Raw genomic sequence first — 13739 nt, forward strand, 5'->3', positions numbered from 1 at the left:
TGTTCAGACACAGCGGGGGGTGTTGGCGGTCGCCGTGACCTGCTGACCGCCGAGCTGCCAGCTCACCGACGACGTCCCGGTGAAGGGGACGGCGACCCGGCGCGGGCGCTGGAAGGGCAGGAACGCGAGCGGCTGTCCGCGGTCGGCCGGCGCGGGAGCGAACGTGTTGACCTTGCCGATCGGTACCGGCAGCCCGAAGGCGTTCGGGTTGTTGTACCCGAAGTACGCGGTGTAGGTGTTGCCGCCGTTGGCCACGACGCAGACGTCCCGCGGTACGACCTTCGCGAAGGCCGTCTCGTCGTTGCCCGCCGGTTGCAGGGCGGCGTCGTCGACGTAGAGGTCGTCGGCGCCGGACGTGGTGCTGATCCACCACTCCGCCCGGCTGAGGGTCTTCGCCCAGCTCAGCTGCACGTTGTTGGCGACGACCTGGGTCCAGGCGCCGGCCGTGACCGGGCCGGACGCGAGCGGCACCGTCTGGGTGGTGCCGTCGGTGAAGTACAGCTTGGCCTTGATGAGCGCGGTCGTGGCGGGTGCGCCGTCCGCGAGCCTGACCCAGGCCGTGGTCTTGTACCCGGCGCCGTTGGTGAGCTGCACGCCCTGTGCCGGGCCGGTCCACTCGTAGGTGCGGTTGGTGGCCCGCAACGCCTGGCCACCGGTGTGTGCCGGCGAGGTCGCCGCGCTCGCCGTGCAGGGCGAGAAGCAGTACCAGTTGGCGGCGCCGTTCTCCACGTCGCCGTTCGTCAGCAGGTCCAGCCCGGCCGGCGGCTCGGCGTGAACGTTGAACACGACGTCGTCGAGCAGCAGGTCCGGGGTGCCGGCGGTGGTGTCGATCCAGAGCTCGGCCCGGGAGTACGACCCGGTGAAGGTGACCGGGACGTTGTTCGCGCGGATCTGGGTCCAGCCGTTGTCGCTGACCGGTGCCGAGCCGAACGGGATCGTGACCTGGCCGGTCGACGTCCACACCTTCAGCCGGATCTCGGCGGTCGCGGTGCCCGGCGTGGCGAGGCGGACCCAGGCGGAGGCGTCGTAGCGGCCGTTCAGGCCCACGGTCACGCCCTGCGCCGGGCCGACCCAGTTGGCCGTGCGGCCGGTCACCTTCAGCGCGCCCGACCCGCCGTGGACGGGGCTGCTCACCACGGAGAGCCCGCCGCAGCCGCCCAGGCAGTACCAGCCGCTGGCGCTGCCGCCCTCGATGTCGCCGTTGGCGAGCGTGTTGCGGTTGCCCGGCAGCTTCGGGGTGACCCAGGGCGGTGCGGGCGCCGCCGGTGGGGTGCCGACGGTCCCGGTGAGCGTGACCTCGTCGAAGGTGCAGGTGAGGCCGCCGGCCAGGGGGTTCTGCCAGAGGAAGGTCTCGGCCCATCCGGTACCGCTGGGCAGCGTGAAGGCGGCGACCTTCTGGGTGTAGGCGGTCTCGTCGCGGTAGTTCAGCGTGTACTGGAAGCTGGTGGAGCCCGGGGCGGGGCCGCCGCGTACGCCGATGTAGCACTGGTTGCCCGGCGCGCTGGACTTGCCCCAGCCGGCGAGCGTGTAGCTGGTGCCCGCGGTCAGGTCCATCAGCGGCTGGGTCAGGCCGGCGCCGGTGGTGCTCGTGGCCGCCGTGCGCACCGCCCCGGCGCCGCCGATCGCGTCGCCGACCGGCGCGGCGCCGCCCGCCAGCGGGGTCCATCCGTTCGTGCCGTGCTCGAAGCCGCCGGCCAGGACCTTGCTGCCGAGGTCGGCGCGCACGCTGTTGGCGATACCGTCCGCGACGATCTTCACGGAGGCGCCCGAGTTCGTCGGCATGTTCACCTCGACCTGCTTGGCGACACCGTTCACGGTGACCGTCACGAGGTACTTGCCCTGGAAGCCGCGGACACCGTACCGACCGGCCGCCGACGTGGTGCCGGAGGCGTTGGTCCACCACTGGTGGTACACCAGGTCGCGCAGCGCCAGGAGGTTGGGCTTCGGGGTCCAGTCGGGCCGGTAGTAGGCGACGAGCGGATTCCAGATGTTCGACTCCCAGAAGCCGAAGTTGCTCACGCCGGTGATCTGCGGGTAGCTGAACGCCATGGTGAGGAAGTCGCGGGTGTAGTCGGCCTGAAGCTGCTCGTCGTCCGTCGCGACGTCGAACTCGGTGATCTTCAGCGGAATGCCGAGGCCGGTGTAGCGGTCGAAGATGGGGAGCAGGTCCGCGGGCGGGGTCAGCTGCAGGCCGCTGAAGTGCCCCTGGATGCCCAGCGCGTCGACCGGTGCGCCCTGCGCCAGCAGCGAGGCGAGCAGGTTGTAGACGTACTGCTGCTTGCGCAGGTTCCAGCCGTTGTTCTCGATGAGGTTGTACTCGTTGAGGTACAGCTTCGCCTGCGGGTCGGCCTGCCGGGCGAGGGTGAACCAGCGGCCGATCTCGGCTGAGCCGAGGATGTCGGTGACGTTGTGCTCGGAGTACGGCTCGTTGACCACGTCCCACTCATCGGCGATGCCCCTCAGCGCACCGGCCTCGTCGGTGACGTGGGCGTCGATGCGGGCCCGCAGGGCGGCCGGGTCCCCGGCCAGGTTCTTCACGTCGGACGGCAGGTACCCCCACGAGCCCCAGACCAGGTTGTGCCCGTGGACCTTGATGTCGTGGTCCCGCAGCCACTCCAGCGCGGGCAGCGTGCTGCGGGTGCGCAGGTTCTGGTCCTCCCAGTAGTTCCACTTCAGGTCGTTGCCCAGGGACAGCGAGTTGAAGTTGCCGGCGACGGCGTCGCGATACTTGCCGCCGTCCGGCGAGTCGGACAACAGCCACTGCGCGGAGGCCGCGGTGCCGAAGTCGAACGAGTGCTCCTGCATCCGCACGGAGACGTCAGCGCCCGGGACCGGGTGCCCGGCGGTGTCGACCACGTCGACGGTGAGGTCGCCCTTGCGGTACTGCTCGATCCGCGCATTGGCCGCCGTGCGCCACGCCGCCGTGCTCTCCCGGCCGGCGTACGTCACGGAGGGGTAGCCCGCCGGGTTGCCCGGGCCGTAGTCGAGCACGGAGACCCCGGCGATCTGCAGCACCTGCGGGCCGTAGCCGAGCCACAGCTGGAAATGCGCGTCGCCGGGGCCGTAGTTCTCGGCGACGCGGAACGGGAACTGGTACTTCTGCCACTGCGTGCCGATCTTCAGCGGCGCGTTGGCGGACTTCTTGTAGCTGCCACCGTCGCGTTCGAAGATGAACGTCGCCTGGCTCGAGTCAGTGCCGGCGATCGGCTGGATCGAGCGGGCCCAGAACGTGGCCAGTGCGGCGTCGCCCTGGGCGACGGTGGCGGTGATCTCCGCGCCGAGGGTGATCTCGTACTCGCCGTCGAGGCCGGCGCTGACCGGCGCGGTCGTGGTGGTGATCTGCAGCGCCTCGGTGAAGTCCGGGCTCGCGGTGACGGGGACGACCTGGGCCTGCGGTGGCGGGTCGCCCTTGAACTGGGTGAAGGCGGTCAGCGGGGCGGCGGGCATGATCTCGAAGGGCGGCGCGGCGTGCGCCGGGTCGGCGGCCAGGACGGCGGTGGCGCCGAGCAGTGTGGTGGCGACGCCGATGGCGAGCGCCCGGAAGCGTTGCATGAGCGATGCCTTTCCAGGGAATGGTGGCAGCGCTTCACCGAGCCCTCTGTCCACATGCGACAGAGCGGCGGGCGAAGGTTTGGGGTGTGGGGGGTGCTAGCGCTGGGTGCTGATGTTCGGGCCGAGCCCGCTCCACGGCCGGGGCGTCTCGGGCCGGGGGGTGGTGGTGCTGGCCGGCGGTCGCGGTTGCATCGGTGGCGGGGCGGTGCTCTCCCGGACGACCAGGGTGGTCGGGAGGCTGACCGCGGGGGTTGGGTCGCCGCCGTCGATCGCCTCGAGCAGCATCCGGGCCGCGGCCATGCCCATCTCCGGGAAGGGCTGGCGCACGGTCGTCAGCGGCGGGTGGGTGTCGGCCGACGACGCGATGTCGTCGAAGCCGACGACGGAGACGTCCTGCGGCACGCGCAGGCCGCAGTCGATCACCGCCTCCATGACCGCATACGCCATGTTGTCGTTCTGCGCGACGATCGCGGTCGGGCGGTCGGGCAGCGCGAGCAGCTCCGAGACGCGCTCCCGCACCGTCGGCGCGTGGAACCCGCCGTCGACGGTGAGCGCCGGGTCCTCGCCGAGCCCCGCCTCGCCGAGCCCGTCGCGGAAGCCGCGATACCGGTCCTGACAGCACGCATACGCCATCAGGCCGTGCACGCAGGCGATCCGGGTATGCCCGAGCTCCACCAGGTGGCGCAGCACGATCCGGGTGCCCTCGTAGTTGTCCGCCTGGACCGACGGCAGGCCGGACGGCGCGGCGAGGGTGTTGACCAGTGCCACCGGCAGGCCCTTGCGGTGCAGCTTCTCCAGCGGCTCGAGCGGCTGGTCGTGCGTCACGACCAGCAGGCCCGCGGAGAGCCCGGAGGTGATGATCCGGTCGACGAGGGCGGTGTAGTCCTTCTCGTTGGTGCTGGTGTAGAGAATGATCTCGTACGGCGACTGCTCGATGACCGAGGCGACACCATAGTTGACCGCCGCGACCATGTGCCAGGTCAGGCCCGGCACGATCAGCCCGATGAACGGCGTGCGCCCCTTGGCGAGGGCGGTCGCGGCGGAGCTGGGGGTGTAGTTGTGGCTGCGCATGACCTCGAGGACCCGCTCGCGGGTGGCCGGGTCGACCTTCGGGCTGTTGTTGAGCACGAGTGACACCGTGCTCTTGGACAGCCCGGCCAGCTGGGCGATGTCACGTATCGTCAGCTTTCGCATGCTGGCCTCCGGTCATGGCAGTGGGTAGCCGTGGGGCTCCATTGTGGTACGCGCCTCCGATGGTGGAGGCACCGAGACATCGCGGTTCGCCGGTCGGGCGTTGGAACGGTCCAACGCCCGAGCCGGACGCTAGCAGTGGACCGGTCCAATAGCAATGCCCGGGCGAAACATTCCGGTAACCGGGTCGACGCCTGGGGGCGTTGCGCACCGATGCGCCGAGATGGCACGATCGCAGTCCGAACCGCCGCGGGCCTCGCCGGTCCCCGTTCGCCCTCACCGACACCCATGGGGAACCGGCATGTCCGCAGGCTATTCGCTGACCGACTTCGCATTCGACCTCCGCCGGCACCAGGCGCCGGAGCATCTCTGGGTCACCAGCGGCTGGACCGCCGCCCGCGCGCTGCCCGGCACGGTCTGCGGGGTCGGCGGCTGCTTCGCCCCGCCCTATGCGGCCCCCGACAGCTCGCTCACCGTCGCGTTCGACGTCGACGGCCGGCCGGTCGGCGACGGCGTCCGGCCGGGCATCGCCGGCTTCGGCCTCGGCCTGCTCACCGGCGGCGGCACCTGGCGGCCGGACCGGATCGAACGCTCCGGCACGTTCCACCAGTACCACGACGGCCGGCTCGTCTCCCTCGCCGTCCGCAGCCGGCTCACGCCCCGCCACGGCGCCGGCGGATACACCCTCGAGATCCAGGTCGACAACCGCGCCGAGCGGGGCATCGAGATCGCCCTGCGTCCGCAGCTGTCCACCGGCCACCCCGGCCGCGTGCCCCTCGCGGAGTGGGGCTGGATGCCGCCGCAGCCGGCCGGGCCCACCGCCGAAATGGCCCTGCGGCACTCCACCCTCGACGCGCGCATCCCCGCCGGCGGCCGCGCCGCGTTCACGCTCGGCGTCGAGCTCGGCGACGCCGCCGGGACCGGGGAAACCGACCCGGCGGCCTGGGCCCGGCAGGCCACCGCCCGCTGGGAGCGCCGCCTCGCCACCGCGCTGGACGCGGTCCCCCGCCTGGAGACCGACGTCCCCGGGCTCGCCGCCTACTGGCACCGCAGCCTGGCCAGCGGCCTGGTCTGCCTGTGGGACAACCCGGCCTTCGTCACCAACCCGTTCGTCGCCACGTCCGGCGTCGACGGCGGCGCCCTCTGCGCGTACGTCTGGGACACCGGCGGCTACGCACCCCACCTGCTCACGCTCATGCTCGGCGACACCGCGACCGACCTGCTGGAGGCGCTGCTGAAGGCCGACCTGACCCGGCACTACGCCATCGCTCCCGACGGCGCCGGGCTGGGCGTCCCGTACGCCTACAGCGGCTGGTCCCTCGTGACCCTGGCGGCCGCGGTGGCGAGCCACCGGGGGGCCACGCCCGGCCTCGTGGAGCGGCTCCACGACGCCGTGACCGCGCTCGACGCCCGTTTCCCGGCCGTCGGCGAGCTGCGCGACTACGGCACCCAGCACAACCTGCTGGAGATGCGCGGCGCCGGCTGGGAACACGTGGTGGCGAGCCCGAACGCCGAGCGCGCCGGATACCTCGACGCGCTCGCCGGGCTCGCTGAGGCCACCGGCGCGGTCCTGCCGGTCGACGCCCTGCGGGCCACCGCCCGCAGCGTCCGCGCCGCGATCGCCGACGAGCTGTGGGACCCCGACGCGCGCTGGTTCCGCAGCCGCTACCCGGACGGGCACACCGAGCTGGCGTACTCGATCCAGGCCTTCGACGCGCTGCGCGCCGGCGCCGGCACCCCGGCGATGGCCGCCGACCTCATCGAGCGGGTGCGCCCCGGCGCGTTCCTCGGCGCGTACGGCGTCAGCAGCGTGAGCGCCGAGGACGACCGGCACTACGAGCTGGGCGACACCGACTGGTCCGGCGGCGGCGCCTACACCGGCGAGGGGCCCCAACTCGCGCTGACGCTCTGGGAACGGGACCGGCCGGAGCTGGCCTGGACCGTCCTGTCGCGGCTGCTGTGGATGGGCGAGCATTACCCGTACTTCCCGCAGGAGCACTACTGCGACCGGCCCGCCGCGCCACCGGCCGGCCGCCGCGCCAACATCATCGCCGGCCTCGCCGGCGCCGAGGCGATCCTGCTCGGACTCGCCGGACTGCGCCCCCGGCCGGACGGCACCCTCCTCATCGCGCCCCCACCGGCGCCGGGCCGGGTCACGCTGCGCGGCCTGCGGTTCCGGGGCAGGCTCGTCGACGTCGAGTGCACGCCGCACGGCTTCACGGTCACCGTCGACGGCCGGCCGGCCCCGGCCGACGGAGGCACCGTCGTACTCCCGCGATGAGCTCGGGGCGGACCCGGGGCCTCAGCGGGGTGCCATGCGCAGCGCGCCGTCCATGCGGATGGTCTCGCCGTTGATGTAGTCATGCGCGATGATCATGAGAGCGAGCTGGGCGTACTCGGCCGGCCGGGCCAGGCGGGACGGGAATGGGACGCCCGCGGCCAGGCCGGCCCGAAACTCCTCGCTCACCGTTGCCAGCATCGGAGTGTCGACAATGCCCGGGGCGATGGTGTTGACACGGATGCCGTGCTGCGCGAGGTCGCGGGCGGCGGGCAGGGTGAGACCGACCACGCCGCCCTTGGACGACGCGTATGCGGCCTGACCGATCTGACCATCGAACGCGGCGACGGAGGCGGTATTCACGATGACGCCTCGCTGGCCGTGTTCGAGGGGCTCCAGTCCGGGCGATGGCCTCGGACGCCAGGGCGAGGACGGTGAACGTGCCAACCAGGTTGACCTCAATCACGCGGGCGTACAGGCGCAGGTCGTGGACGCCGTTGCGGCCGAGAATGCGTGCCGACGGGAGGATGCCGGCGCAGTTGACAACGGTACGCAGGGGACCGGATTCGGCAGCGCGCCCGACCGCGGCGCGCACCTGATCCTCGCTGGTCACGTCGGCCTCGACGTAGGTGACGCCGTCGAGGCGCGGCGCGTCGGCGAGGTTGCGGTCAAGGCCGATCACGCGGGCACCCGCGCCGGCGAGCGCGGCCGCGGTGGCCGCGCCCAACCCGGACGCCGCGCCGGTGACGATGGCGGAGGTGTCGTTCAGCAGCATGACGCTCCAGTTCAGTTGTTGCCGAGCTTGCGGCTGATGACGAGGCGTTGGATCTGGTTGGTACCTTCGAAGATCTGCATCACTTTGGCCTCCCGCATGTAGCGTTCGACGGGAAAGTCCTTGGTGTAGCCTGCGCCCCCGAGGACCTGGACGGCGTCGGTGGTCACCCGCATGGCGTTGTCGGTGGCGACCATCTTGGCGATCGAGGCCTGCCGGGAGAACGGCCGTCCGGCGTCGCGAAGACGCGCCGCGGCCAGGTATGTCGCGCGGGCCGACTCGACGGCGGCGGCCATGTCGGCGAGCAGGAACGCCACGCCCTGATGCTCGATGATGGCCTTGCCGAAGGTCTCGCGCTCCCTGGCGTAGCGCACGGCGACGTCGAGTGCCGCCTGCGCGACGCCGGTTGCCGCGGCGGCGATGCCGAGGCGTCCGGAATCCAGGCCGGCGAGGGCGATCGGCAGGCCCTGGCCCTCCACGCCGAGGCGCCGCTCGACGGGAACCCGGACGCCGTCGAACAGCATCGTCGCCGTCGTCGAGCCCGTCAGCCCCATCTTGTCCTCGGGAACGTCGGCGGTCAGGCCGGGCGTGTCCGCCGGCACGAGGAAACAGGAGATACCCTTGCCGCCCGTGTCGCCGGTCCGGGCCATGACCTTGTAGAAGTCCGCATCGCCGCCGTGCGTGGTCCAGGCTTTGGCGCCGGTGATGACGTACTCGTCGCCGTCGCGTACCGCCTTCGTCCGCATCGCCGCCGGGTCCGAACCCGCGTGCGCCTCCGACAGGCAGTACGCCCCCAGCAGTTCGCCGCCGAGCATGTCGGGCAGCCAGCGCCGCTTCTGCTCCTCCGTGCCGGCGTGCAGCAACCCGAAGCACGCGAGCGTGTGGACACTCACGCCGACGCCGACGCTCGCCGACGCCGCGGCGATCTCCTCGACGACCTGAAGGTACACCTCGTACGGCTGACCGGCACCGCCGTACTCCTCCGGATACGGCAGGCCGAGCAGACCCGCACGGCCGAGCGTGCGGAACACGTCCCGCGGAAAGGACGCCGCCTTCTCGAATGCGTCGACTCGTGGCCGAATATCCCGCGCGACGATACTGCGGGTCAGGTCGACGAGATCTGCCGACTCCTGGGTCGGCATGAGCCGTTCGACGGGCACGAAGTCCTCCTGTTCGTGGTGCCGGGACATTGAGAGGTCAAAGGAGCGCAAGACCCGGCTCGGCGAGCACGGCTGCGGTATCGGCGAGCAGCTCGGAGCCCTGCTGCCCGTCCATCACCCGATGGTCGAAGGAGAGCGCGAGCTGCAGCACCGAGCGCGGCTCGATCCGTTCGCCGTGCTCGTCCTCGACCACCCATGGCATCCGCCGAATGGCGCCGACGGCCAGGATCGCGGTCTCCCCCGGGTTGAGGATCGGGGTGCCGGTGTCGACCCCGAAGACGCCGACGTTGGTGATCGTGGTGGTGCCGCCACTGAGCTCCTCCGGCGGGGTCTTGCCGGCCCTGGCGGTGGCTGCCAGTGCGTTGATCGCGACTGCCAGCTCGCGCAGGCCCAGGGCGTGCGCCCCCCGGATGTTCGGCACCACCAGCCCGCGCGGGGTGGCCGCGGCGATCCCGAGGTTCACCGCCGCCGGGACGACGATCTCCTGGGACGCCTCGTCCCAGCGCCCGTTGGCTATGGGCGTGCGGCCGACGGCGATCAGGTAGGCGCGCGCGACGAAGGCCAGTGGGGTGAGCTTCACGTCACGGAACTCGCGGCGCTGCTGAACCCGGTCCTTGAGGCGGATCGTCTCGGTGACGTCGACGGTGACGAACTCGGTGACGTGCGGTGCGGTGAACGCCGAGGCCACCATCGCCGCCGCGGTGTGCTTACGGACACCCTTGATCGGATACCGGGTGACATCGCCGTCAGGAATCGGACTCGGGGCGGCCGGAGCCGCTGCGTTCTGCCCCGCCGCCCCGAGCACGTCGTCGCGGACCACTGTCCCGTCCGGCCCGGTCGGCACCACCGTGGCGAGGTCGACGCCGAGGACCTTGGCCAGCTTGCGCACCGGAGGTTTGGCGCGCGGCTTGCCCGCCTCCTCGACGACCGCCGGCACGGCGGCCGGGACCGTCGGGGCAGCGGCCGGGACCGTCGGGGCAGCGGCCGGGACCGTCGGGGCAGCGGCCGGGACCGCCCCACCGCGACGGCGCCGCTGTCCCCCGCTCTCCCGGGCGCCGTAGCCGACCAGCAGCTTCGGCTCTTCCGCGGATGCCGCCGTGGCGATGCCGATGATCGCCGTGCCGACCGCGACGGTATCCCCGGCCGCCACCAGCAGCTCGGTGACCGTGCCGGCGAACGGCGAGGGAAGTTCCACAATGGACTTGGCGGTCTCGATGTCCACGATGATCTGGTTGACCTCGACGACGTCCCCGACCGCGACGTGCCAGGCAACGATCTCCGCCTCGGTGAGGCCCTCCCCCACGTCGGGAAGGTGGAACAGGTTGGTGCTCATCGCGTCTTCCTCTGCTCGGCGTTCGGGCGCTCAGTACCCATAGCTGGCATCGCAGGCGTCGAGGATGCGGTCCAGGCCGGGCAGCCACTCCTCCTCCAGCCGGCTCGCCGGGTACGGGGTGTCGTAGCCGGTGACCCGCAGGATCGGCGCCTCCAGTTCGTAGAAGGCGTCGGCCAGCACGCGGCTCGCCAGCTCGGCCCCGACGCCGGCGCTCTGCGAGGCCTCGTGGGCGATCACCAGCCGGCCGGTCCGGCGCACCGAGGCGGTCACCGTCGCGTCGTCGATCGGCGACAGCGAGCGCAGGTCGATCACCTCGACCGAGCGGCCCTCCTCGGCCAAGGCATCCGCTGCCTTCAACGCGACCGGTACCAGCGCCCCGTAGCCGACCAGCGTCAGGTCGGTGCCGGGGCGCACCACGGCGGCGCTGTTCAGGTCCGGCGGCGCGGCCGCGGTGTCGATCTCCCCCTTGCGCCAGTACGACTTCTTCGGCTCGAGGAAGATCACCGGGTCGTCGGAGCGGATCGCGGCCCGGAGCAGGTGGTAGGCGTCGTGCGCGTTCGACGGGCAGACCACCCGCAGCCCCGCAGTGTGCGTGAAGTACGCCTCGGGCGACTCGCTGTGGTGCTCGATCGCGCCGATGCCGCCGCCGACCGGGATCCGGATCACGACCGGGAGCGTGATCGCGCCCTCGGACCGGTGGCGGTACTTCGCCAGCTGGGTCACGATCTGGTTCATCGCCGGGAAGACGAACCCATCGAACTGGATCTCGCAAACCGGCCGGTAGCCGGCCATGGCCAGGCCGATCGCGCTGCCGACGATACCGGCCTCACCCAGCGGTGCGTTGACGACGCGGAGCGCGCCGAAGTCCTTCTGCAGTCCGTCGGTGACGCGGAAGACACCGCCGAGGGCGCCGATGTCCTCACCGATGAGCATCACCTTTTCGTCCGCCTCCATGGCGTCGCGCAGGCCCTGATTCAAGGCGTGTGCGATAGCGGTGGTGCTCATGCGTGCTCCTCCTTGCCGGCCGCGACGAACGCCAGGTGGGCCTCCATCTGCCGGGTGAGCTCGGGCGTGAGCTCGGTCAGTGTGTTGACGAACGGGTCCGCGGGCGTGGGGACCGGCAGCCGGCGGCACCCGGTGCGCAGCCGCTCGCCGAGCGCGTCGGACTCGGCCTGCAGGTCCACCAGGAACGCCTCGTCGATGCGGGCGTCGCCCGCGGCCTGCGAGGTCAGGTACGCGCGGAGCCGGTCGATCGGATCGCGCTGAGCCCAGTACTCGTTCTCGTCTCTGGAGCGGTAGCGCAGGTCGTCGTCCGAGGTCGTGTGGGGGTTCAGCCGGTAGGTGACCGCCTCGATCAGCGTCGGGCCGCCGCCCTGCCGGGCCCGGTCGAGGGCCGCCGCGGTGACCGCGTGGCTCGCGATGACGTCATTGCCGTCCACCCGGACGCCAGGGAACCCGAAGCCCCGGGCGCGGTCGGCCACCGGGATCTTGCTCTGGGTCGCATACGGCGCGGAGATCGCCCACTGGTTGTTCTGGCAGAAGAACACCACCGGCAGGTCCTGCGTCGCGGCCCAGATGAACGCCTCGTTGGTCTCACCCTCACTCAGCGAGCCGTCACCGAGGAAGACCAGTACCGCCCGGTCACGCTCGTCGTCCCCGGTGCCCACCGCGCCGTCGCGGACCAGGCCCATGGCGTAGCCGACCGCGTGCAGGTTCTGTGCGCCGATCACCAGGGTGTAGAGCTGAAAGTTGCGTTCCCGCGGGTCCCACCCACCCATCGTGGTCCCGCGGAAGAGGCCGAGCAGGCTGACCGGGTCCACTCCCTGGGTCCAGGCAACGCCGTGTTCACGGTAGGTCGGGAAGACGACGTCCTGCGGCCGGATCGCGTGGCCGGCGCCGACCTGGGCGCCCTCCTGGCCGAGCATCGAGGGCCACAGCCCGAGCTCGCCCTGGCGCTGCAGCGCGATCGCCTCGGTGTCGATCCGGCGGGCGAGCACCATGTCCCGCAGAGCGCCGCGCAGGTCGAGCGCGCCGGGTCCGTCCGGCACCTGTTGGTGCCGGGCCAGCCGTCCGTCCGGGGACAGGACGCTCCACGGATCCCGCGTCGCGCCATCCGGTTCAGTCATCGTCTTCTCCTCGCTGGGCCGTGCGTGGAAGCAGGATTCCGGCCTGGCCGGTCGGGAGCAATATTCGCGCATCGGTCCGACCAGAAATGCACATTCTTTTCCGTTAGGCTGCTCTGCAAGCCATTACTCGTGCGCGCGGCGCTTGATCTTTGCGGAGGCAGACCATGCTGGACGACGTCGACCGGGCTATCGTGGAGGTGCTTCGGACCAACGCGCGCACCCCGGTGAGCGAGATCGCCCGCCGGGTCGGGCTCTCCGCCGCTCCGGTGTCACGTCGGATCGAACGGCTCGAGCGCAGCGGCGTGATCAAGGGCTACGTGGCCGTTGTCGACGAGCAGGCGGTCGGGGGCTTGGACGCGTTCACCGAGGTTCGCCTGGTCGGCAGCGTCGACACCGCCGAGATCGAGAAGATCGCCCGGGACATCCCCGAGGTTCAGCAGTTCTTCACCATCGCCGGCGACCCGGACGCGATGCTGCGTTTCCGGGTGGAGAACGTCGACCACCTGCAGCGGGTCGTGAACGCGATCCGGCGCTCCGGCAAGGTCTCCGGGACCAAGACCCTGATTGTGATGCGCTCATGGGACCAGGCCACTGAGAACGTCGCCGGCCCGGCCGAGTCACGCTGAGATGTGGTCACCGGCATGCATCCCGGCGCGGAGCGGCCGCGTCCCGCTCCGCGCCGGGGCGTGCCACTACGGAGCCGCTGATGCCCGCCGGCGGCTCACTGCGGGTTTGCCGGCGAGATCAACTCGCTCAGGAAGTGTGGTCACGCTGGAGAACGCCGATCATCCCCTGCAGGTAGTCTTTGTGCCTCGTCTCGGCCAGACTCACCAGGGTCTCCACCCGAATGACGCCGGGGATCTCCCAGATCTCCTCCAGCAGGACCTTGCGCAGGTGGGTGGAGTCGCGCACGCGCAGTCGCGCCAGCAGGTCCATCGAGCCGGTGACCACGGAGACCTGCTCGACTTCGCGTATGTCGTGCAGCGACCTGAGCACGGTTGCCTGCTTGGAGGCGGCGACGATGGAGGCGAAGACCTGCATCGGGAAGCCGAGCGCGCCCCAGTCGACCTCGGCCCGGTAGCCGCGGATGACGCCCTCCCGTTCCAGGCGGGAGATGCGCTCGCCGACGGTCGGGGCCGAAATGTTCAGCGCCCGGGCAATCTTGCGCTGGCTTGCCCGGGCGTCCTGAGCGAGCAGATTGAGCAGCCGGAGGTCGGTCGCGTCGAGGTCCGCTTTGCGAGAGTCGCCGAGCACGAATTCGGTCATGTCGCTTCGCTCTCGGTCACTCGAAGCTGACTCCGGACTCGCCATACCAGCATCTCCTCCA

At 71.4% G+C, this 13739-nt stretch carries 10 protein-coding genes and 1 pseudogene; 2 read left to right on the forward strand and 9 right to left on the reverse strand.

Annotated elements, in window-relative coordinates; all coding sequences use genetic code 11:
• Nucleotides 1-3: 3 nt before the first annotated feature.
• Together ACQPY0_RS35780 and ACQPY0_RS35785 are read right to left on the reverse strand one after the other, a co-directional pair.
• Nucleotides 4-3552, reverse strand: coding sequence for an endo-1,4-beta-xylanase (locus ACQPY0_RS35780; RefSeq protein WP_432970837.1), 3549 nt, complete (start codon nucleotides 3550-3552; stop codon nucleotides 4-6).
• A gap of 96 nt (nucleotides 3553-3648) precedes the next feature.
• Entirely contained in the window at nucleotides 3649-4746 is a 1098-nt protein-coding gene (locus ACQPY0_RS35785; RefSeq protein WP_432970840.1) for a LacI family DNA-binding transcriptional regulator, read from the reverse strand.
• A gap of 298 nt (nucleotides 4747-5044) precedes the next feature.
• Here ACQPY0_RS35785 and ACQPY0_RS35790 point away from each other — a divergent pair, with 298 nt between their 5' ends.
• Nucleotides 5045-7024 (forward strand): MGH1-like glycoside hydrolase domain-containing protein, encoded by a 1980-nt coding sequence (locus ACQPY0_RS35790; protein WP_432970843.1) that lies wholly within the window; start codon nucleotides 5045-5047, stop codon nucleotides 7022-7024.
• 21 nt (nucleotides 7025-7045) lie between these two features.
• Here the strand turns inward: ACQPY0_RS35790 and ACQPY0_RS35795 are convergent, their stop codons facing one another.
• From ACQPY0_RS35795 to ACQPY0_RS35820, 6 genes and pseudogenes are all read right to left on the reverse strand, one after another.
• Nucleotides 7046-7384: an SDR family oxidoreductase gene (locus ACQPY0_RS35795; RefSeq protein ID WP_432970846.1), complete on the reverse strand. Its 339-nt coding sequence runs from the start codon at nucleotides 7382-7384 to the stop codon at nucleotides 7046-7048.
• Between the two features lie 91 nt (nucleotides 7385-7475).
• Nucleotides 7476-7796, reverse strand: a pseudogene (locus tag ACQPY0_RS35800) (SDR family NAD(P)-dependent oxidoreductase); the annotation flags it as partial.
• Nucleotides 7797-7807: 11 nt separating this feature from the next.
• Nucleotides 7808-8953 (reverse strand): acyl-CoA dehydrogenase family protein, encoded by a 1146-nt coding sequence (locus ACQPY0_RS35805; RefSeq protein ID WP_432970849.1) that lies wholly within the window; start codon nucleotides 8951-8953, stop codon nucleotides 7808-7810.
• Between the two features lie 37 nt (nucleotides 8954-8990).
• Nucleotides 8991-10286 carry a dihydrolipoamide acetyltransferase family protein gene (locus ACQPY0_RS35810; protein WP_432970852.1) on the reverse strand — a complete coding sequence of 432 codons (1296 nt, stop codon included), beginning with the start codon at nucleotides 10284-10286 and terminating at the stop codon, nucleotides 8991-8993.
• A gap of 30 nt (nucleotides 10287-10316) precedes the next feature.
• Nucleotides 10317-11291 carry an alpha-ketoacid dehydrogenase subunit beta gene (locus tag ACQPY0_RS35815; protein ID WP_432970855.1) on the reverse strand — a complete coding sequence of 325 codons (975 nt, stop codon included), beginning with the start codon at nucleotides 11289-11291 and terminating at the stop codon, nucleotides 10317-10319.
• Nucleotides 11288-12412, reverse strand: a complete 1125-nt coding sequence (locus ACQPY0_RS35820) for a thiamine pyrophosphate-dependent enzyme (RefSeq protein WP_432970858.1) — start codon at nucleotides 12410-12412, stop codon at nucleotides 11288-11290. The genes ACQPY0_RS35815 and ACQPY0_RS35820 overlap by 4 nt, the downstream gene beginning before the upstream one ends.
• Nucleotides 12413-12576: 164 nt before the next feature.
• Between ACQPY0_RS35820 and ACQPY0_RS35825 the strand changes: the two genes are divergently transcribed.
• Entirely contained in the window at nucleotides 12577-13038 is a 462-nt protein-coding gene (locus ACQPY0_RS35825; RefSeq protein WP_432970861.1) for an Lrp/AsnC family transcriptional regulator, read from the forward strand.
• Between the two features lie 127 nt (nucleotides 13039-13165).
• Here ACQPY0_RS35825 and ACQPY0_RS35830 read toward each other — a convergent pair whose 3' ends face one another.
• The gene (locus ACQPY0_RS35830; RefSeq protein WP_432970864.1) at nucleotides 13166-13678 is read right to left on the reverse strand and encodes an Lrp/AsnC family transcriptional regulator; all 513 of its coding nucleotides are present in this window, start codon (nucleotides 13676-13678) and stop codon (nucleotides 13166-13168) included.
• Between the last annotated feature and the right edge of the window lie 61 nt (nucleotides 13679-13739).

Source organism: Dactylosporangium sp. CA-233914 (assembly GCF_050942935.1).
GTDB lineage: Bacteria > Actinomycetota > Actinomycetes > Mycobacteriales > Micromonosporaceae > Dactylosporangium.

What these genes read in the sequence shown, in the direction of transcription:
- ACQPY0_RS35780 (WP_432970837.1), bottom strand. Translation starts at nt 3,552, where the DNA reads ATGCAACGCTTCCGGGCGCTCGCCATCGGCGTCGCCACCACACTGCTC.
- ACQPY0_RS35785 (WP_432970840.1), bottom strand. Translation starts at nt 4,746, where the DNA reads ATGCGAAAGCTGACGATACGTGACATCGCCCAGCTGGCCGGGCTGTCC.
- ACQPY0_RS35790 (WP_432970843.1), top strand. Translation starts at nt 5,045, where the DNA reads ATGTCCGCAGGCTATTCGCTGACCGACTTCGCATTCGACCTCCGCCGG.
- ACQPY0_RS35810 (WP_432970852.1), bottom strand. Translation starts at nt 10,286, where the DNA reads ATGAGCACCAACCTGTTCCACCTTCCCGACGTGGGGGAGGGCCTCACC.
- ACQPY0_RS35815 (WP_432970855.1), bottom strand. Translation starts at nt 11,291, where the DNA reads ATGAGCACCACCGCTATCGCACACGCCTTGAATCAGGGCCTGCGCGAC.
- ACQPY0_RS35820 (WP_432970858.1), bottom strand. Translation starts at nt 12,412, where the DNA reads ATGACTGAACCGGATGGCGCGACGCGGGATCCGTGGAGCGTCCTGTCC.
- ACQPY0_RS35825 (WP_432970861.1), top strand. Translation starts at nt 12,577, where the DNA reads ATGCTGGACGACGTCGACCGGGCTATCGTGGAGGTGCTTCGGACCAAC.
- ACQPY0_RS35830 (WP_432970864.1), bottom strand. Translation starts at nt 13,678, where the DNA reads ATGACCGAATTCGTGCTCGGCGACTCTCGCAAAGCGGACCTCGACGCG.